Origin of the sequence: Rhizobium sp. BK379 (assembly GCF_014193955.1) — a bacterium.
Taxonomy (GTDB): domain Bacteria; phylum Pseudomonadota; class Alphaproteobacteria; order Rhizobiales; family Rhizobiaceae; genus Rhizobium.
Window position 1 is genome coordinate 147606 of record NZ_JACIAD010000002.1, and the last position, 19778, is coordinate 167383.

At 59.8% G+C, this 19778-nt stretch carries 22 protein-coding genes; 14 read left to right on the forward strand and 8 right to left on the reverse strand.

Annotated elements, in window-relative coordinates; translation table 11 throughout:
• Genes FHT93_RS11700 through deoA form a run of 4 tightly spaced genes read left to right on the forward strand, consistent with a single transcriptional unit; the run spans position 1 to position 3288 of the window.
• Positions 1-390 carry a cytidine deaminase gene (locus tag FHT93_RS11700; protein WP_113016229.1) on the forward strand — a complete coding sequence of 130 codons (390 nt, stop codon included), beginning with the start codon at positions 1-3 and terminating at the stop codon, positions 388-390.
• A complete protein-coding gene (locus FHT93_RS11705; RefSeq protein WP_113016230.1) occupies positions 387-1181 on the forward strand; it encodes a purine-nucleoside phosphorylase in 795 nt (264 codons plus the stop codon). Before FHT93_RS11700 ends, FHT93_RS11705 begins: the two co-directional genes overlap by 4 nt.
• A 21-nt stretch (positions 1182-1202) precedes the next feature.
• Complete coding sequence (gene deoC, locus FHT93_RS11710; RefSeq protein ID WP_113016231.1) at positions 1203-1979, forward strand: deoxyribose-phosphate aldolase; 777 nt, start codon at positions 1203-1205, stop codon at positions 1977-1979.
• Position 1980: 1 nt separating this feature from the next.
• Positions 1981-3288, forward strand: a complete 1308-nt coding sequence (gene deoA / locus FHT93_RS11715; protein ID WP_113016232.1) for a thymidine phosphorylase — start codon at positions 1981-1983, stop codon at positions 3286-3288.
• A 6-nt stretch (positions 3289-3294) separates the two neighbouring features.
• Here deoA and FHT93_RS11720 read toward each other — a convergent pair whose 3' ends face one another.
• From FHT93_RS11720 to FHT93_RS11750, 7 genes are all read right to left on the reverse strand, one after another.
• Positions 3295-3861 (reverse strand): TIGR02281 family clan AA aspartic protease, encoded by a 567-nt coding sequence (locus tag FHT93_RS11720; RefSeq protein WP_113016233.1) that lies wholly within the window; start codon positions 3859-3861, stop codon positions 3295-3297.
• Positions 3862-3984: 123 nt separating this feature from the next.
• A complete protein-coding gene (gene upp / locus FHT93_RS11725) occupies positions 3985-4614 on the reverse strand; it encodes a uracil phosphoribosyltransferase (protein ID WP_037100564.1) in 630 nt (209 codons plus the stop codon).
• Positions 4615-4724: 110 nt separating this feature from the next.
• Entirely contained in the window at positions 4725-5693 is a 969-nt protein-coding gene (locus tag FHT93_RS11730) for an adenosine deaminase (RefSeq protein ID WP_113016234.1), read from the reverse strand.
• Complete coding sequence (locus tag FHT93_RS11735; RefSeq protein WP_183847704.1) at positions 5690-6910, reverse strand: phosphopentomutase; 1221 nt, start codon at positions 6908-6910, stop codon at positions 5690-5692. The genes FHT93_RS11730 and FHT93_RS11735 overlap by 4 nt, the downstream gene beginning before the upstream one ends.
• 201 nt (positions 6911-7111) lie before the next feature.
• Positions 7112-7693, reverse strand: a complete 582-nt coding sequence (locus FHT93_RS11740; protein WP_112970141.1) for a TadE/TadG family type IV pilus assembly protein — start codon at positions 7691-7693, stop codon at positions 7112-7114.
• Positions 7693-8322, reverse strand: a complete 630-nt coding sequence (locus FHT93_RS11745) for a TadE/TadG family type IV pilus assembly protein (RefSeq protein WP_113016236.1) — start codon at positions 8320-8322, stop codon at positions 7693-7695. The genes FHT93_RS11740 and FHT93_RS11745 overlap by 1 nt, the downstream gene beginning before the upstream one ends.
• A 109-nt stretch (positions 8323-8431) precedes the next feature.
• A complete protein-coding gene (locus FHT93_RS11750; protein WP_113016237.1) occupies positions 8432-8836 on the reverse strand; it encodes a pilus assembly protein N-terminal domain-containing protein in 405 nt (134 codons plus the stop codon).
• 391 nt (positions 8837-9227) lie between these two features.
• On the opposite strand from FHT93_RS11750, the gene FHT93_RS11755 reads away from it, so the two are divergent.
• From FHT93_RS11755 to FHT93_RS11800, 10 genes are all read left to right on the forward strand, one after another.
• Positions 9228-9404: a Flp family type IVb pilin gene (locus tag FHT93_RS11755; protein WP_113016238.1), complete on the forward strand. Its 177-nt coding sequence runs from the start codon at positions 9228-9230 to the stop codon at positions 9402-9404.
• Between the two features lie 104 nt (positions 9405-9508).
• The gene (locus FHT93_RS11760) at positions 9509-10021 is read left to right on the forward strand and encodes a prepilin peptidase (protein ID WP_113016239.1); all 513 of its coding nucleotides are present in this window, start codon (positions 9509-9511) and stop codon (positions 10019-10021) included.
• A gap of 110 nt (positions 10022-10131) precedes the next feature.
• Entirely contained in the window at positions 10132-10947 is an 816-nt protein-coding gene (cpaB, locus tag FHT93_RS11765; RefSeq protein ID WP_018114940.1) for a Flp pilus assembly protein CpaB, read from the forward strand.
• Positions 10948-10958: 11 nt separating this feature from the next.
• Entirely contained in the window at positions 10959-12464 is a 1506-nt protein-coding gene (locus FHT93_RS11770; protein WP_113016240.1) for a type II and III secretion system protein family protein, read from the forward strand.
• The gene (locus FHT93_RS11775; protein WP_112970138.1) at positions 12461-13213 is read left to right on the forward strand and encodes a CpaD family pilus assembly protein; all 753 of its coding nucleotides are present in this window, start codon (positions 12461-12463) and stop codon (positions 13211-13213) included. The genes FHT93_RS11770 and FHT93_RS11775 overlap by 4 nt, the downstream gene beginning before the upstream one ends.
• A 17-nt stretch (positions 13214-13230) precedes the next feature.
• A complete protein-coding gene (locus tag FHT93_RS11780) occupies positions 13231-14508 on the forward strand; it encodes a CpaE family protein (protein WP_018114937.1) in 1278 nt (425 codons plus the stop codon).
• Positions 14509-14531: 23 nt separating this feature from the next.
• Positions 14532-16016, forward strand: coding sequence for a CpaF family protein (locus FHT93_RS11785; protein WP_112542769.1), 1485 nt, complete (start codon positions 14532-14534; stop codon positions 16014-16016).
• A 1-nt stretch (position 16017) separates the two neighbouring features.
• Positions 16018-17025, forward strand: coding sequence for a type II secretion system F family protein (locus FHT93_RS11790; protein WP_113016241.1), 1008 nt, complete (start codon positions 16018-16020; stop codon positions 17023-17025).
• A gap of 14 nt (positions 17026-17039) precedes the next feature.
• Positions 17040-18023: a type II secretion system F family protein gene (locus FHT93_RS11795; RefSeq protein ID WP_112542767.1), complete on the forward strand. Its 984-nt coding sequence runs from the start codon at positions 17040-17042 to the stop codon at positions 18021-18023.
• Positions 18024-18191: 168 nt separating this feature from the next.
• Positions 18192-18824 carry a LysE family translocator gene (locus FHT93_RS11800; RefSeq protein WP_183847706.1) on the forward strand — a complete coding sequence of 211 codons (633 nt, stop codon included), beginning with the start codon at positions 18192-18194 and terminating at the stop codon, positions 18822-18824.
• 1 nt (position 18825) lies between these two features.
• On the opposite strand, the gene FHT93_RS11805 is transcribed toward FHT93_RS11800, so the two are convergent.
• Positions 18826-19656: a tetratricopeptide repeat protein gene (locus FHT93_RS11805; protein ID WP_113016259.1), complete on the reverse strand. Its 831-nt coding sequence runs from the start codon at positions 19654-19656 to the stop codon at positions 18826-18828.
• Positions 19657-19778: the final 122 nt, after the last annotated feature.

A 19778-nucleotide genomic window follows, 5' to 3' on the forward strand; every position in this document is an offset into this window, starting at 1 on the left:
ATGTCTCACGACCTGTTCGAAGCCGCGCGCGGCGCCATGGCCTTCGCGCACGCTCCTTATTCCAAGTTCCCGGTCGGCGCGGCGATCCGCGCCGAGGATGGCAAGGTCTACACCGGCGCCAATATCGAGAACCTCTCCTTCCCTCAAGGGTGGTGCGCGGAGCCGACGGCGATCAGCGCCATGATCATGGGTGGCGCAAAGAAGATTGTCGAAGTGGCCGTCATCGCCGAAAAACTGCCGCTCTGCCCGCCCTGCGGCGGCTGCCGGCAGAAGATCTCGGAATTCGCTTCGAAGGAGACGAAGATCTACCTTTGCGACGAAGCCGGCGTGAAGAAGACGATGACCATGGAAGAGCTTCTTCCCTTCAGCTTCGAGACGGAACTCGGATGATCGCAACCATCGATCTGCTCGCGGCTCTGCTCGGCGGGCTCAAACCGCGCTACGGCATCGTGCTTGGCTCCGGCCTCGGTTCGCTCGTCGGCGAGCTTACCGATGTTGTGTGCATTCCTTACAAGGACCTGCCGGGTTTCCCCGTCAGCGCCGTCTCCGGCCATGCCGGAGAGGTCGTCGCCGGCCATCTCGGCTCGGTGCCGGTCATCATGCTCTCTGGCCGTGTCCACTACTATGAAAAGGGCGATGCCAACGCCATGCGCCTGCCGATTGAGGTCTTGCGGGCTCTCGGCGTCGAGGCCCTGATCCTCACCAATTCGGCGGGCTCCCTGAAAGAGGACATACCGCCCGGTTCGGTCATGCAGATTGCCGATCACATCAATTATTCCGGCATGAACCCGCTGATCGGACAGGAGAGCGATCATCGTTTCGTCGGCATGACCAATGCTTATGATGCCGAGCTTTCGGCGGCGATGCAAAAGGCAGCGAAGACGCTCGGCATCCCGCTCGCAAGCGGCGTCTACATGTGGTTCTCAGGCCCGAGCTTCGAGACGCCGGCCGAAATCCGCATGGCGCGTATTCTCGGCGCCGATGCGGTCGGCATGTCGACCGTGCCTGAAGTCATCATCGCAAGAATGCTGGGCCTGAGGGTTGCGGCAGCCTCGGTAATCACCAACTATGGGGCTGGCATGACCGGAAACGAGCTCAGTCACGAGGAAACCAAGGATATGGCGCCGGTTGGCGGTGCCCGTCTCGCCGCCATACTCAAAGAAATGATTGCCGGACACTGATTGCCGGTGGAGGAAGCGAAAATGAACAGCCATTCCAGCCGGGAAACGGCAGCCGTCGCCCTTTCCCTTCTTGATCTCACCAACCTGAAGGACGATTGCACCCAGGAGCAGATCGACACGCTTTGCGCCCGCGCGCAGACACCCTATGGCAGCAGCGCGGCAATCTGCATCTGGCCTCGTTTCGTCGCCCATGCCCGCATCGTGCTCGGCAAGGGCCACCCGGTCCGTATCGCCACCGTTGTCAATTTTCCCTCCGGTGATATGGAAATCGCCGATGTCGCCGCCGAAACGCGTGAGGCGATCGCCGATGGCGCCGATGAGATCGATCTCGTCATCCCCTATCGCAAGCTGATGGCAGGTAATGAGAAGGCCGTCACCGACATGGTCGCGGCCGTGCGCGCCGAATGTGTTGCGCCTGTCCTGTTGAAGGTCATTATCGAAGCCGGCGAGCTGAAGGATGCCGCTCTCATCCGCCGCGCCTCGGAACTGGCGATCGAAGCCGGCGCCGATTTCATCAAGACCTCCACCGGCAAGGTTGCCGTCAATGCGACGCTCGAAGCGGCCGACATCATGATCCGCGCGATCAGGGAGAGCGGTCGCAAGGTGGGTTTCAAGCCGGCTGGCGGCATATCGACCGTTGCGGATGCTGCCCTTTATCTGAGCCTTGCCGAAACCATCATGACGCCGGATTGGGCGATGCCCTCCACCTTCCGTTTCGGGGCGTCCGGCCTGCTCGACAATATCCTCTCCGTTCTCAGCGGCACGGAACCGAAGCCGGCGGCAGCCTCGAGCTATTGAGATGATCCCGCAGGAGATCATCCGCCAGAAGCGCAACGGCGCCGAACTGCCGACTGGTGATATCGACGCCTTTATCGCGGCGCTGGCTGCCGGCAATCTGTCGGAAGGCCAGGTCGGCGCATTCGCCATGGCCGTCTGGTTCAAGGGCATGTCGCGCACCGAGACCGTTGCACTGACGCTCGCCATGGCGCGCTCCGGCGACATGCTCTCCTGGGAGGGTATCGATCGGCCTGTCGCAGACAAGCACTCGACCGGCGGGGTGGGCGACAACGTCTCGCTGATGCTTGCCCCGATCGCCGCCGCCTGCGGTCTGGCCGTGCCGATGATATCAGGCCGCGGCCTTGGCCATACCGGCGGCACGCTGGACAAGCTCGAATCCATTCCAGGCTATACGATCAATCCGGATGCCGCTCTCTTCCGCAAGGTGGTGAAGGAGATTGGCTGCGCCATCATCGGCCCGACCGGTGCTTTGGCGCCGGCCGACGGCAGGCTCTATGCCGTGCGCGATGTAACGGCGACCGTCGATTCCATCCCGCTGATCACAGCCTCGATCCTGTCGAAGAAGCTTGCCGCCAGCCTGCAGACCCTAGTGCTCGACGTCAAGACCGGCAACGGCGCCTTCATGGCCGATCCGGGGCAGGCGATCGTGCTGGCGCATTCGCTGGTGGAAGTCGCAAATGGCGCGGGCGTGAAGACATCTGCGCTGATCACCGACATGAACCAGCCACTTGCCGATAGCGCCGGCAATGCGGTGGAAGTGCGCAACTGCCTCGATTTTCTGGCAGGGCGAAAGAGCGGTACGCGCCTCGAAACGATCGTGCTTGCCTTTGCCGCAGAAATGCTGGTGCAGTCGGGTGTTGCAGGCTCGCTCATCGAGGCGGAGAGAAAGGCGCAGGAGGTCCTCTCTTCCGGCAAGGCTGCGGAAATCTTCGCGCGTATGGTGCATATGCTCGGCGGCCCGGCCGATCTTCTGGAACGGCCGGATGCCTATCTGCGCAAGGCGCCCGTCGAACGGCCCGTTCCGGCGTCGCGCGCCGGCTGGCTCGCCGCCTGCGACGCCCGCGACGTGGGCGTGAGCGTCATCGATCTCGGCGGCGGACGACGCCATCCAGCCGACCGGATCGACCACAGCGTCGGCTTCACCGGCCTGCTGCCGCTTGGAACGCATGTGCATGAGGGCGATCCGATCGCGCTCGTTCACGCGGCAGACGAGGCTTCGGCCGAAAGGGCCGTCGCCGCTCTTGCTGCAAACTATCGTATTGCAGACGAGAAGCCGGAGCTTCCACCTGTTATCGCCGGCCGTATCTGATGGAATTTACTGCTTCAGGCTGAGGGAGCCGTCGGCCACGGAATAGGAGGCAAGCTTCTGTAGGAAGCTCATGCCGACAAGCGTGCCGCTCAGCGCCTCGTCTTTCAGCACGAAGGCTTCGACGCTACGAACGCGAATGCCGCCGATCTCTATGCGATCGAGCATCACATGCGCCGCCTTGGTCTGGCCGTTCGCGGTATTGACCGCATAGCGGAAATCGAGCTGGTTGCCGCTGAAGCCGAGCCTGCGGGCAAGGCTTTCGTTCAATGCGACATAGGTGGCACCGGTATCGATCAGCCCTTGCACTGGCTTGCCGTTCATCCTGAAATTGCCGGTATAATGACCCTGAGCATCGGCCTGCAGGCGGATCATGCCACCATCGGCGATCGTGGCCGGCGCATCGGGCGCGCTATCCTCAGTCGAGACGAAATTTGCGGAAATCGTATTGCCGGGCTGCGTCGTGCGGGTGAGCAGGGAAGGCACTTGTGTCGCCAGCGCAGCCGCGATGCTGGCAAATATGACGGTACGCATGAGCATGAAACAGAAATCCTTCCTGTATAAACCCCGCCTCATGCGGGACCTCACACTTCAATCAGCTAAGCCATAAGTGCTGAAAAGTTGCTAACGGCGACATAAAAAGGCCCGGGACGAACCGCCCGGGCCTGAAGGATTTGGAATTGGTAAAGGAAATTGAAACTATTTGGTTCCGTACATCCGGTCGCCGGCATCACCGAGACCGGGCACGATATAGCCCTTCTCGTTCAGATGGCTGTCGATCGCTGCTGTGAAGACCGGAACGTCGGGATGCGCGGCGCGGAAGTTCTTGATGCCTTCAGGAGCCGCCAGCAGGCAGAGGAAACGGATATTGTGCGCTCCGCGCTCCTTCAGCTTGTCGATGGCGGCAATTGAGGAGTTGCCGGTCGCAAGCATCGGATCGACGACGATGATCAGACGCTCGGCGACATCTTCAGGCGCCTTGAAGTAATATTCGACCGGCTGCAGCGTCTCATGGTCGCGATAGACGCCGATATGGGAAACGCGGGCGGAAGGGACCAGATCGAGCATGCCTTCCAGCAGTCCGTTGCCGGCGCGAAGGATGGAGGCAAAGACCAGCTTCTTGCCTTCGAGGATCGGCGACTGCATCTCCTGGATCGGCGTTTCGATCGTCTCCATCGTCAGTTCCAGATCGCGCGTCACCTCATAGCAGAGCAGTGTCGAGATTTCGCGCAACAGCCGGCGGAAGCTGCCTGTCGAGGTTTCCTTACGCCGCATGATGGTGAGTTTGTGCTGCACGAGCGGGTGATCGATGACTGTGACGCCGTCCATAGGGAAACCTTCCAATTCTTTGTTCTTATCGGCTGTTTCTTCCATGGAAATCGTCTCCACTGCAAGTCCGGAGACTGATTTGCCTGGACCATTAACAATCTCACGCACCGTCAAAGGCGGGCAAGCAACGCCTTGCGTGTCTCTTCGTCGACGAAGGCCGCCTCGATGGCCGTTCGCGTCATAGCATTGATTTCGGCATCGCTGAAGGCAAAGGCCTCCGAGGCAAGTTCGTATTCCCGCTTGAGCGATGTGTGGAAGAAGGGTGGATCGTCGGAACTGATCGTCACCCTGACGCCCGCTTCTCTCAGTCTGCGCAACGGATGCGATGCGAAATCTGGAAAGACCTTGAGCGCGATGTTTGAACCGGGGCAGACCTCCAGTACCGTGCCGAGGTCCGCAAGCCGCCTGACGAGGTCAGCGTCCTCGATCGCCCGTACGCCATGGCCGATACGCGAGGGACGCACCTCGTCCAATGCGTCCGAAACGCTGAAGGCGCCGCAAACTTCACCGGCATGTATGGTGAGGCCGAGCCCTGCGTCGCGGGCGATGTCGAAGGCGCGCGCATAATCGGCGACGCGACCCATCCGCTCCTCGCCGGCGAGATTGAAGCCTGTTATCAGGGGATTATTGGCCTTTGCCGCATATTCCGCAGCGCCGATGACGCTATCCGGACCGAAATGCCGTTCCCCGGTCACGATAAGCCGTGCCTCGATACCGCTTTTCGCCTTTGCCCGGCGGATGCCTTCACACACACCTGATATATAGGCGTCCGCGCCGAGCCCGATGCGCTTGCCGTGGTCTGGCGAAACGATGAGCTCGCTGTAGATCGTACCGATGCCGGCAAGTTCTTGCAGATAGGTTTCCGTCAGCAGCGCATAGTCTTCCTCGGTCTTGTAAACCTCGGAAACCTTGTCGTAGCATTCCAGAAAGCTCGCGAAATCATGCCAGACATAGGCGCCGTCCTGCAGGCAGGCGCTGATGTCGATGCCATATTTGCGCGCCTGTGCCTCGGTCAGATCAGGCGGAGCCGCACCCTCCAGATGGCAGTGCAGCTCGACCTTCTTCAAATGCGATGTCACAGAAAACTCCTCCCATGCGGCCCCGCGGGAATGCCGAGATGCCGCGCAATGCTTTCGCCGATATCGGCATAGGTCCGCCGTATGCCGACCGAGCGCGATCTGATGCCGGGACCGTAGGCGATGATAGGCACGCGCTCGCGCGTATGGTCCGTGCCGCGCCAAGTCGGATCGCAGCCGTGATCGGCGGTCAGGACCACGAGGTCGCCGGCCCGCAGCTTCTGATGAACTTCAATAAGGCGCGTGTCGAAGGCTTCGAGGGCAGCCGCATAGCCCGCCACGTCGCGGCGATGGCCATATACCATGTCGAAATCGACGAAATTGGTGAAGACGATATCGCCATCCTCCGCCTCGTCGATTGCGGCAAGGGAAGCATCCATCAGGGCATCGTTGCCATTTGCCTTGATGACCCGCGAAACGCCGTGATGGGCGAAGATATCGCCGATCTTGCCGACCGCATGCACATTGCGGCCATGTTGGACGAGCCGGTCGAGCAGCGTCGGCTCCGGAGGCGGCACCGAGAAGTCACGGCGGTTGCCGGTTCTCTGGAGGGTCGCAGCACTTTGGCCAATGAAGGGACGCGCGATGACGCGGCCGATATTGTAGGGGTCGAGCAGGCTGCGGGCGATCTGGCAAAAGGTGAGGAGGCGGTCGAGGCCGAAATAGACCTCATGAGCTGCGACCTGGAACACGGAATCCGAGGAGGTATAGCAGATCGGCTTGCCGCTGCGCATATGCTCTTCACCGTAGCGGGCGATGATCTCGGTTCCCGAAGCATGGCAATTGCCGAGAATGCCGGGAACGTCAGCCGCGCGGCAGAGCGCATCGATCAGTTCCTGCGGAAAGGCATCGCCCTCGCTCGGAAAATAACCCCAGTCGAAGGTAACAGGCGTGCCGGCGATTTCCCAATGACCTGATGGTGTGTCTTTTCCGCGCGACGTTTCGTTGGCAGCGCCGTAGATACCGTAGATCTTGTCCGGCAGCGGCATGCCGGCCGGAAACTGGCCGGAGGCCGCCCGGGCAATATGCAGCAGCCCGAGCGCCGACATGTTCGGCAGCGCAAGGGGACCGGAACGGAGTCCGGCTCGGTCGGCTGCACCTGCCGCACAGAATTCGGCGATATGGCCGAGCGTATCGGCGCCTTCATCGCCATAGGCTGCGGCATCCGGCGCTCCGCCGACACCGAAGGAATCCAGAACGAAGAGAAAGGCCCGCGCCATTTTTCACCCGTATTATCTGCTGTCGTCAGCGTATGGCTGGAACGATCTGTCTGGCGCCAAGCCATATATTGACGGGAACCGCTTGGCAAATTTGGGCTGTGAAAGCGCCGCGCATCTTGCCCTAAAGCGGTTTTGCGAGAACGACATCTATCAAACAGGGACTTAAAGGGTGTCGGCGGGTCCTAGCGATCACGATACGCTTTAGCAGTCGCCGCAGGGAATGTTGTCGTTTTGACGCTGGCGATAGAAGTAGCTGCGGCTGATCGTGATGGTGCGTGTCTCTGCCGGCAAGAAGCTGGGAGCAAAGACGAGCAGCGTGTAGGGTATGCTGAGCTCGGTGCGGATGAGGAAGCTGTTTGCCTTCTTCATTTCCGTCGGCACATCGGAAACCGCGCTGTTCTTGGCATAGGGCGCCGCACCGCTCTGGGCCCAGGACCAAAGAACGGTAGGATTGGCGCTGCCGTCGATCTGGATCGCCGTGACCTTCAACGAGAGACCGGAACTGTCATAGGGCGCGAAGATTGCCGGGGCGGCTTTGGCGATATCCGTTAGCGAGCTTTTTGTCACGCTCTGCTGCTGGGTAATGATATCGGCGATCGAGCCCGCGGCACGTGTCGTGCGCTTGCTGACGCTGAGCCCGATCGTGATCTCGAACGCGCCGAGATAGAGCATGACGAGAACCGGGAAGATGATTGCAAACTCGATGGCGCCGACACCCTTGCGGTCGCGTGCAAAGCGCCGCGCCGTTGAACTCAACCGTATGAAAAGGCTGCTTCGCGCCATTATGGATACTGCTCGTTCTGGAAGGCAGCCGTCGCGACCATCAGATATTCGCTCGGCATGGAACTGCCGACAGGGCGAAGGCCTGTGACATAGGGACGAACGAGATCGACAATGATGGACCAGCGGTAATAGGCGCGCACCATGTTGATCGAGCCGGGGCCGCCGGGCGTGAACTTGAAATCCGAAGTCCTGAGATCGGAATACTTATCCGAGGATGCTCGGGGGATCGTCGTTGGGATCGAGGCAAAGGTCGTGAAGCTCCGTACATCCAGATAGAGCTTGCTGGGTGTAGCCGCCTCGGTCTGCGAGCAGCGGATGATGATCGAAATCTCGTTGCAGAAGGCCTGCCGGAACTGTGTCTGCGTCTTGTAGGTAGGGCGGGTAGAATCGAATGTGATCTGCCCTGTGCGCATCTCGCGGCTCATCGTATCGACGGCATTCGAAACCAGTTCTTCCGCAGCGAAGGCGATGAAGGTTTCCAGGATGGCGAATATGATGATGAAATAGGGAATGGCTAGCAATGCGAATTCGATCGCGGCGGAACCATCACGCGATCGTGCCAAGGCGCAAAGTCTGGATAGACGGAGGGACGCACACACGTTGCCCGTCTCCTGCTCACTGATCGCCATAGTCTGGCCCCGAAAATGTTCTTCGGGCGCCACACTAAGCCGCGTTCGTTGATTTTCCGTTTCAGCTCGGAGCAGCTATTTTAACGAATAGGCGTGAGCTGAGCGTATATCAATTGGTTGCGGCGGCGGCTTCACCTTGTTGCGAATGCTGTTCGCAATTGGGCGTGCAGGAAAGAACCGAGCGTTCGGTCTGGCGATAGACGCGCACCGTATTGCCCTCGTCTATGGAGACGAGGATGCGGTCGTCCAGAATGGCGTTGCCGGCGCCATCGAGCAGCACGATATTGGTCGTGCCGAAACTGCGGCCCGTCAACACGATTGTCTTGGAGTCGGCAACCGTTGCATCGGCAACCTTGGAATTGCCGACGATGACCTTACTGACCGGACGGTCGAGCTTCAGGACGCGCGCGTGGTCCATATAGACGCGCAGCATGTCCTCCTGGGCGGAGGCCGCGGATGCCGTGAGAGCCGCAATCACCCAGGCAAAGAAAACGGTCTTGCCGTTCGATGGCATTTGGCCCTCTTTCACGATCGCAATGCAGATTGCAGATAGAATGGAAAAAAATGGTGAACGAAGCCTTAAGCTTTTCCTGCCATGTTCGGTTGCGAAACGTATTGGACCGTATCGGCACGCTCTGATGAGGCGTGGAATCGACAGATAGCAGAAACGTGTGCCGTTTCTGGATGCCTGGAAGCTAATGCTACACATTGCTTCCGGAAACTCCTTAGAAATGCAAGCAATTCGGTAAGAGATTACTTACCCTGACTGGGCCGGTTGTCTCGTTTACACCTTGTTAACGCATTTCTTTAAGTCGATGGAAACGGCCATTCGGTAGGTTGCAGCCATCCGATCAACGGCAACAGTTGGCGGACGTGCTGAACATCAACTGGAGTTAGGAGTAACCATGACCAAGCTTTTTAGCCGTTTTCTGAAAGATGAATCCGGCGCGACCGCAATTGAATACGGCCTGATCGCCGCTCTGATTTCCGTAGCCCTCGTTGCTGGCGCCACCACGCTTGGCGGCAAGCTCAATTCTACCTTCGTCGAACTCGGCAACAAGCTGGACGACGCTGTGAAGTAATAATTGCTGGGGCGTAGCTCTGGTTTAGTAAGGTCAGGCTCACGAGCGAATCGCCGTGAGCCTGTTTGTCTTGGTGCAGATGAAAACTTGGGGCAGGTGAGAAGATGATCGTAGCCGCAATCCTTCTGGTTTTTCCGCTCTGCCTTGTTTTTGCGGCCATATCCGATCTGTTGACGATGACGATCCCGAACAGGGTGTCGTTGATCCTGATGATTTCGTTCGCCGTGCTGGCGCCTTTGAGTGGCATGGCTCTTCCTGCAATCGGAATGCACGCACTTGGCGCCGCCATCGTGTTCTGCATTTGCTTTGCACTCTTTGCGCTCAATGTGATGGGCGGCGGAGACGCGAAACTTCTGAGCGCGGCTGCGATCTGGTTCGGTTACGATCCCGCGCTGCTATCCTTTCTCGTTTATGTCAGTTTCATCGGCGGTTTGGTGACGTTGGCAATCCTGTTGATCCGCTCGCAGGCAAATATGATATTGGCGATCGGCCTGCCCATTCCCAATTCGCTCCTGCTCGCCAAGAAGATCCCCTATGGTGTTGCCATCGCGATTGGCGGCTTCCTCGCCTTTCCGTCCTCGCCGCTGTTTCTGGCAGCGCTGGAAAGCCTAAAATAACGGCGTATTAATCGGCCGTTAACTTAAAATGTAAGTGTTCCATTAACTATAATTATACCAATTCCTGAGCATTCTGCGGGGCGAACGCGTCGTGCCCTAAGGAATGATCAATGAAACCGGCCCGCCTTATTATCCTAGCTGTCGCCGTGGTGGCAGCCGGCCTTGCCGGTCTTCTTGCGATGAACATGGCCGGTAGTGGCAACGTCGTCACGAAGGTTCAATCCGTCATCGAGAAAGAGCCGACCGTCAACGTCCTGGTTTCCAGCGCCAATCTCCCCGTCGGCGCGCGACTGGATGAGAAGGCCGTCCACTGGATAGCCTGGCCCCAGAACGGGGTTGTCCAGGGCTTTATTACCGAGACCGATCGGCCGGACGCTATCAAGGATCTGCAGGGCGCTGTCGTGCGCTTGCCCGTCTTCGAGGGCGAACCGATCCGTCCCGAGAAGGTAGCCGATTCCAACAGCCGAATCCTGTCCTCGCTGCTGCCTGCCGGTAAGCGCGCCGTAGCGACCGAAATCTCCGTGGCGACCGGTGCCGGTGGCTTCATCCTCCCCAATGACCGCGTTGACGTGATCATGGTGCGTAAGGGGCAGGGCACGGACAAATACATAACCGAAACCGTTTTGAGTAACGTCCGCGTTCTCGCCATCGACCAGCAGATCGAGGAAAAGGAAGACGGCACCAAGGCTGCGGTTGGCACGACAGCAACGCTGGAACTCACCCCCGACCAGACCAAGGTTCTGGCCGTCGCCCAGCAGATGGCCGATCGCCTTTCACTCGCCCTGCGCTCCGTTGCCGATGCGCAAGAGCAGGACACCAGCGCGGCAGACTACCTGCTGAGCGGCGACAACGGCAGCGCAATCGTCCAGGTCATCAAGTCCGGCTCCATCGTTACGGATGCCACCGGCTCAGTGAAGCCGGAGTAAGGGAAATGCAGATGGGCAACTCAAAACAGCGCACCAGGCTTTTCCTGACCGGCTGCCTTTCTCTGGCAATGGCGGCGACGGGCGTTATGCCGTTTTCCTTTCATGCGCCTTTCGAAGTGAAGCAGGCCAATGCCGGTTCCGAAAGCCTCATCCGCATTTCCCAAGGCGGTCCCGGCGCGCATCGCCGTCTGAAGCTCGGCCTCAACAAGGCGCTGGTGGTCGACCTGCCGGAAGACGCCCATGACATTCTCGTTTCCGATCCCAGCATGGCCGATGCCGTAACCCGTACGTCGCGGCGCATCTACCTATTCGGCAAGAAGGTCGGGCAGACCAACATCTTCGTTTTCGGCGCCAGCGGCGAGGAGGTTGTCAGCCTCGATATCGAGATCGAGCGCGACGTATCCGGGCTTGAGGTCAATCTGCGCCGCTTCATTCCCGACTCCGCCATCAAGGTCGAGATCGTTTCTGACAATATCGTGCTGACGGGTACCGTTCGCACGCCACAGGATGCAACTCAGGCAGCATCGCTCGCTGAAGCGTTCCTGAAGGGCGGTGAAGCTACGACGCGCACGGAAACGGCGTCAGGTACCGGCGGCGACAGTGCAGTTGCACTCTTTGCCGAAAACCGCCAGGTCTCACAGGTGGTCAACCTCTTGCAGATCCAGGGTGAAGACCAGGTCACGCTCAAGGTCACGATCGCCGAGGTTCGTCGCGAAATCCTGAAGCAACTCGGTTTCGACAATCTCGTTACCAACTCCTCGGGCATGACGGTCGCCCAGCTTGGTAGTCCCTCGGCGGATACGGCCACATCCGTCGTCGGTGGTGGCCTTGCGGCACTCTTCAAGAACTCGATCGGCAAGTACGATATTTCGACCTATCTGAACGCGCTGGAACAGGGCAAGGTCGTCCGCACGCTGGCCGAACCCACTTTGACCGCGATCTCTGGTCAGGCCGCGACCTTCAATTCAGGCGGTCAGGTTCTTTATTCGACGACGGACAACCAGGGCAACGTCACGGTCGTTCCCTATAACTACGGTATCAATCTGGCTTTCAAACCGGTGGTCCTCTCGTCGGGCCGCATCAGCCTGCAGATCAAGACCAATGTCTCGGAGCCGGCGCCGTCGGTATCAGGGACCGCGCCCACCTATCAGCGCCGCTCGGCAGAGACCTCGGTCGAACTCCCCTCGGGCGGTTCGATCGCACTAGCCGGCCTCATCCGCGACAACATCTCTCAGACGATGAACGGCACTCCCGGCGCATCGAAGATCCCGCTTCTCGGCACGCTCTTCCGCCAGAAGGGGGTTGAACGTCAGGAAACGGAACTCGTCATCATCGCGACGCCCTACCTGGTGCGCCCGGTGGCACGCAATCAGCTCAATCGGCCGGATGACAATTTCAGCCCGCCGGATGACGCATCCGCCTTCTTCATGAACCGCGTCAACAAAGTTTACGGCAGCTCCCAGGCGCCGGTTGCCGATGCGCAGTTCCACGGTTCCATCGGATTTATCTACAAATGAGCGGGGCAGGGTCTGAACCGATGAAAACGAATAGAGATCAGGCGATGGCCCATTGCAGCGCGATACATTTCCGCACGACGAGGCCTCTGCTTGTGGCTGCATCACTCGCCGTTGCAATTCTTTCCGGCTGCGCCGGTCCGCGTGACCAGCTCACGACCGGAGGCATTCCTGATGATTACCGGGAGCGCCACCCGATCGTCGTAACGGAAGCCGAACAAACGGTCGATATTCCCGTTGCCTCCAGCGATCGCCGCCTGACGATTGCACAGCGCGAGTTGATTCGCGGCTTCGCGCAAAATTACGCGTCGCGCGCTTCCGGCCCGGTCTATATCCTGTCTCCGGAGGGATCAGCCAATGCAGGCGCGGCTCGCGCCCTGCGCAGCCAGGTTCGTGCCGAACTTGCTTCGCGTGGCATTGCCAGCAACAAGATCATCAATACGTCCTATGCAGCAACCGGTCTCCGCGACGCTGCGCCGATACGCTTGAGCTTCACCGGTATGACGGCGGTAACGACCCAGTGCGGTCAGTGGCCGAGGGATATCTCGGCAGACTTCACGAACCAGAATTACTACAATTTCGGCTGTGCCTCGCAGAACAACCTCGCCGCTCAGGTCGCCAATCCGGAAGATTTTGTCGCTCCGCGCGGCATGACTCCGATCGATGCCGAGCGGCGCAATCAGGCGATCCAGGAATACCGGACGACCACGACCACGATCGATGATGTCGATTCCGGCCAGACCGGTTTCTGATCAGGCGGGATGAAACGATGAGCACCGTCGACTACGAAATCAAGAATACCAGCGAGCTCCGACATGCCGAAGAGGCTATGCGCATGGGCGAACTGGAAAATATGCGGCCGCTGCCGCGCATCTCCGTTCACGCCTTCTGCGAAAGCGAGGGATTGCAGCGGGTGATGGAGCGTTGCGCCAATGACCGTCGCATGTCGAAAGTCAGTCTGCGCATTACCAGCGGCGGAACGGCGGCGGCTGCGAACATGTTTTCCAGCGCACCGACCCCGAACCTGATCATCCTTGAAACCAGGGCGAATCCTGCGGGCCTGCTTGCCGAGCTCGCGCCACTTGCCGCCGTCTGCGATCCCTCCACCAAGGTCATCATCGTCGGCTACTACAACGATATCGGTCTTTACCGCGATCTGATCCGCAACGGCATTTCCGAATATATGGTCCAGCCTGTCGCCATGCCGGATATCATGGCCGCAATGGCGACGATCTTCGTCGATCCGGAAGCCGAGCCGCTTGGCCGCTCCATCGCCTTTATTGGCGCGAAGGGCGGGGTCGGCGCATCGACCATTGCGCATAATTGCGCCTTCGGGATCTCGAACCTGTTCTCGACCGAAACGATCCTGGCCGATCTCGACCTGCCTTATGGCACGGCGAACATCGATTTCGATCAGGATCCGGCCCAGGGCATTGCCGAGGCTGTCTTTGCGCCGGAACGGCTTGACGAGGTTTTCCTTGACCGCCTGCTGACCAAGTGCTCGGAGCATCTCTCGCTTTTGGCTGCCCCTTCGCTTCTCGATCGCGCCTATGATTTCGATGGCCAGGCCTTCCAGCCGGTCATGGATGTGCTGCAGCGCAGTGCGCCGGTGACGGTGCTCGATGTTCCTCATGCCTGGTCGGACTGGACCCGTTCGGTCCTGTCGAGCGCCGATGAGGTCGTCATTTGCGCCGTTCCCGACCTCGCCAACCTTCGCAACACGAAGAACATGCTTGATGCGCTCCGCAAGATGCGCCCGAACGACAAGGTGCCGCATCTCATTCTCAATCAGGTCGGCATGCCAAAGCGGCCGGAAATTTCGATTTCAGATTTCTGCGAGCCGCTGGAAGTCGAACCGATCGCCATCATTCCCTTCGATATCGGTCTTTTCGGTAACGCCGCCAACAGCGGCCGGATGATTTCCGAGGTCGACCCGAAGTCGCCGACATCAGAGACCTTTTCGCAGATCTCGCACATCGTCACGGGTCGCGTGGCGATCAAGAAATCCAGGAAGGGCGGCCTGCTCGGCCTTCTGAAGCGCAAGTGAACGAGTAGAATTGGATCGGATCAATGTTCGGAAAACGCGGAAATGAAGGTTTCGGAAAGGCCGGTGCCGGCGGTATCGCCGCTCCTCCGCCGCCGATGCCGGCTGCCGCCCCGGCAGCGCCATCCGGTCCCGCGGTGCTCGTCGAGCCGTCGCGCGAACCTGTCCGCCAGCAGGTGGCGCCGCCGCCGATACAGACGCCGCAGCGCAAGCGGCCCGCCCGGACGGACGAATATTACGATACCAAGGCGCAGGTCTTTTCCGCGCTGATCGATACGATCGACCTCTCGCAGCTCTCCAAACTGGATGGCGAAAGCGCGCGTGAGGAAATCCGCGATATTGTCAACGATATCATCACCATCAAGAATTTCGCCATGTCGATCTCCGAGCAGGAAGAACTGCTCGAGGATATCTGCAACGACGTGCTTGGTTACGGTCCGCTCGAGCCGCTGCTGGCGCGCGACGACATTGCCGATATCATGGTCAATGGTGCCGGCCAGACCTTCATCGAAGTCGGCGGCAAGACCATCGAATCCGAAATCCGCTTCCGCGACAATTCGCAGCTTCTTTCGATCTGCCAGCGCATCGTCAGCCAGGTCGGCCGCCGTGTCGATGAATCGAGCCCGATCTGCGACGCGCGCCTGCCCGACGGCTCGCGCGTCAACGTCATCGCGCCGCCGCTGTCGATCGATGGCCCGGCACTCACTATCCGTAAGTTCAAGAAGGACAAGCTGACGCTCGATCAGCTGGTGCGCTTTGGCGCCATCACGCCTGAGGGCGCGACAGTGCTTCAGATCATCGGCCGCGTCCGCTGCAACGTCATCATCTCGGGTGGAACGGGCTCGGGCAAAACCACGCTTCTGAACTGCCTGACGAACTATATCGACCGCGATGAGCGTGTCATTACCTGCGAAGATACGGCCGAACTGCAGCTCCAGCAGCCGCATGTGGTGCGTCTGGAAACCCGCCCGCCGAACATCGAAGGCGAGGGCGAGATTACCATGCGCGACCTCGTCAAGAACTGCCTGCGTATGCGTCCCGAACGCATCATCGTCGGCGAAGTCCGCGGACCCGAGGTTTTCGACCTCCTGCAGGCCATGAACACCGGCCATGACGGCTCGATGGGCACGATCCACGCCAACAACCCGCGCGAATGCCTGAGCCGTATGGAATCGATGATCGCCATGGGTGGCTTCACCCTGCCGGCAAAGACCGTGCGCGAAATCATTTCTTCCTCGATCGATGTCATCATCCAGGCGCAGCGCCTTCGTGACGGCTCGCGTCGCATCACCCAGATCACCGAGGTGATCGGTATGGAAGGTGACGTCATCATCACTCAGGATCTGATGCGTTACGAGATCGAAGGCGAGGACGCGAGCGGCCGTCTGATTGGCCGCCATATGTCGACTGGTATCGGCAAGCCGCATTTCTGGGATCGCGCCCGCTACTACAACGAAGAAAAACGCCTCGCCGCCGCGCTCGACGAGATGGAACTGAAATCGAAGGATTGAGATGTTCGGCATCGATCCGACAGTGCTGGCAATTATCGTTCTTGCAGCCGTTGCGGCAGCGGCGGTCAGCTATGCCGTATTGTTCTCGCGTATCGAGAGCGACAAGAAATCGGCAAGTCGCATCAACCGCGTCAAATCGGCCGAAGTCGATCGCACCAAGGTCAAGGCTGCCCGCGACCGGGTGCAGGAACTGTCGAAACGCCGCAAATCGGTACAGGACAGCCTGAAGGATCTCGAAAAACGGCAGCACGAGAAGACCAAGAAAACGCTGTCGCTGAAATCCCGCCTGGTGCAGGCGGGATTGCCGATCACGCCAACCCGTTTCTATCTCTTCAGCGCGTTCTTCGCCTTTGTGCTGCTGGCCTTGCTCTTCATTGCCGGCGCATCGACACCGGTGATGCTCGGTATCCCCGTAGCCGCAGGGCTTGGTTTGCCGCGCTGGGTGCTGGGCTTCCTCATTTCGCGCCGCCAGAACAAGTTCCTTGATGAATTTCCGAATGCGCTCGACGTTATCGTCCGCTCCATCCGCTCCGGCCTGCCGCTGAACGACGCGATCCGCCTCGTTGCGACCGATGGGGTCGAGCCGGTCAAGGGCGAATTCCGCCGTATCGTCGAATCGCAGCAGGTCGGCCTCAGCGTGCCCGAAGCCTGCGCCCGCATGACCAATCAGATGCCGTTGCAGGAAGTCAATTTCTTCGCGATCGTCATCGCGATCCAGTCGCAGGCTGGCGGCAACCTGTCGGAAGCGATCGGCAACCTTTCAAAGGTGCTGCGTGACCGCAAGAAGATGAAGGCCAAGGTCAAGGCGCTGTCGATGGAAGCCAAGGCATCGGCCTGCATCATCGGCGCCCTGCCTTTTATCGTTGCCCTGCTCGTTTACCTCACGTCGCCGCAATACATGATGCTCTTGTTCACCGATCCGCGCGGCCACTTCATCATGGGCTTTTCGGCGGTCTGGATGTCGATCGGTATCTTCGTGATGCGCAACATGATCAATTTCGATATCTAGCGGGAGCAAGGCACATGTCGCAGGAACTTGCCGCAACGTTGACCGATCCCGCCATGATCGTGGCGGTTCTCGTCGCCATCGCTGTCTTCGCGACCTTCTACACGCTTGCCGTTCCCTTTTTCGAGCGTGGCGATCTCAACAAGCGCATGAAGGCCGTCTCGACCGAGCGTGAGCAGATCCGCGCCCGCGAGCGCGCCCGTATGAATGCCGACACTGGCAGTAAGGCGACGCTCAGAAACCAGAACAATCGATCCGTCCGTCAAATTGTCGAGCGGTTCAATCTGCGCAAAGCGCTTGTCGACGACAACACGATGAACAAGCTGCGCGCGGCTGGTCTGCGTTCGGAAAATGCGCTGAACACTTTCCTTGTCGCGCGCTTTCTTCTGCCGTTTCTTTTTCTGGCGGTTGCCGCATTCTGGATGTTCGGTCTCGGCAATCTTGCCGACAAGGGCCTGCCGATCCGGATCTTCATCGTCATCGGCATCGCCTATATCGGCTTCTATGCGCCGAACATCTATATCTCCAACCGTATGGGCAAGCGTCAGCAATCCATCAAGCGCGCCTGGCCGGATGCGCTGGACATGATGCTGATCTGTGTGGAATCGGGTATTTCCATCGAGGCAGCCATGCGCCGGGTCTCCGAAGAACTCGGCGAACAGTCACCGCCGCTCGCCGAAGAAATGGTGCTGACAACTGCTGAGCTCTCCTTCCTGCCGGATCGCCGCGTCGCCCTCGAGAATCTCGCGACCCGCACCCAGATCGATCTGGTCCGCTCCGTCACCCAGGCGCTCATTCAGGCCGACCGTTACGGCACGCCCGTTGCGACAGCGCTGCGCGTCCTTGCCCAGGAGGGTCGCGACGAACGCATGAACGAGGCGGAAAAGAAGGCTGCTGCCCTGCCGCCTAAGCTGACCGTTCCGATGATCCTCTTCTTCCTGCCGGTGCTGATCGCCGTCATCCTTGGCCCTGCCGGCATCCAGGTCGCCGATCGGTTCTGATTAAGAGATCCGGAAACCCCGCTTTTCCCAAGAGAGACAACAAACGGCGATCATCGGCAAGCGGAGCGTCTCATCCGTTTTTCCGAGCGGCCCTTGATCGCGTGGGCATTTCCAGCAAAATTGCATGGCGGTGTCACATCCGGAACTGTGTGAGAATGGAGTTTTGCCATGTCCTCTCTGGGCATCTTTATCAGCATCATCAGCGCTTTGATGATCGGCGCCATGAGCCCCGGCCCGAGTTTCGTCGTCGTATCGCGCATCGCCATTTCGCGTTCCCGCTTTGATGGGCTTGCCGCTGCACTCGGCATGGGCATCGGCGGCGTGACCTTCGCCATCCTTGCCCTCGCCGGCTTGACAGCGCTGCTCTCGCAATTCGAGTGGCTCTACCTCGTTCTCAAGATCGCGGGCGGCGCCTATCTGATCTATATTGCTGTCGCGATCTGGAAAGGCGCCAGCGAACCGCTGGCGCTTTCAGGCGACATTGCCGGTAAAAGCACGCCGGCGCGCAGTTTCACGGCAGCGATGCTGACGCAGTTGAGCAATCCCAAAACGATCGTGGTCTACGCCAGTATCTTCGCGGCGCTGCTGCCCAAGACGGTGCCGGTGGAGCTTTTGCTGGCACTGCCGATTGGCGTCTTCCTGGTCGAAGCGGGATGGTATGCGATCGTTGCGCTCGCCTTTTCGGCCCAGCAGCCGCGCAAAATCTATCTTGCTGCCAAGGCCTGGATCGACAGGGCCGCGGGCGCGGTCATGGCGGGTCTCGGCCTGCGTCTTATCCTGTCTGGATTGAGCAGCAGATGACTTAGTTGGTATTGCTGGCGGCAGGTGTGGAGTCCTTCGCCGCGAGCTTCTGCCAGGAATTCTGCTGGGAAAGCATGCCGCGCAGATAGGCGACATTCGCATCGGCCTGCTGCGGCGAGAGTTCGCGCCGCGCGATCTGCTCGGCCTCGGGAAAGCGGCCCTGCAGGCCTACGACGAGAGCGAGGTTCTGGCGCACGCGGCTATCGGCCGAGGGCTGGCCAGCAGCCGAGCGCAGATAGGTTTCCGCCGTGCGCAAATCGCCTGTCAGAAGATAAGACATGCCGAGATTGGAAAGGATCGAAGGTTCGTTCGGCTGGATGTCGAGCGCATCACGATAGCGCTGGCGTGCGTCGTTCGGCTTGCCCATCTGATCGAGGATCGCGCCTTCCGCCGAGATCAGCCGCCAGTCAGGACGGTCGGGCGTCTGTGCCCTGCCGATGGTATCGAGCGCCTGCTGAAGCTGCCCTGTGGCCGCCTGCGCCTTGCCATAGGCTGCCAGCACGTTGCGATCACCGGGATTGGCGATCGCGACCTGCTGCATGACGGCGAGCGCTTGCGCGTCGCGTCCGCTCATCCGCAGCAGGTTGGCATAGTTTACGCCATTGACCGGATCGCGCGGGTTCTTCTCATAGGCCTGGCCGACGCGGTTGGTGGCGGCCCGCAATTCGTTGGTGTCCATCTGCTCGACCGGCTTGTCGAGTTTGGGGATGGAACCGGTCGTCATCCGGTCCTTTGCCGTTGTCGAGCAGCCGGCCAGCGCGAGCATGACGAGAGCAGCGGCGGCTCCTTGAAAAACACGCTTTTTAAGAGGAGTAGAGGCCGAGACGGACATTGCGCGTTCCTGAATGAAATCGGCGCCGGACCTCAAAACGGAACAGGGAAAGGTTTTGACGCAATCTTCGCTCCAGCAATAGTCTGTTAACCCTAACAGACCGTTAAGAAGTGATTCTGCCC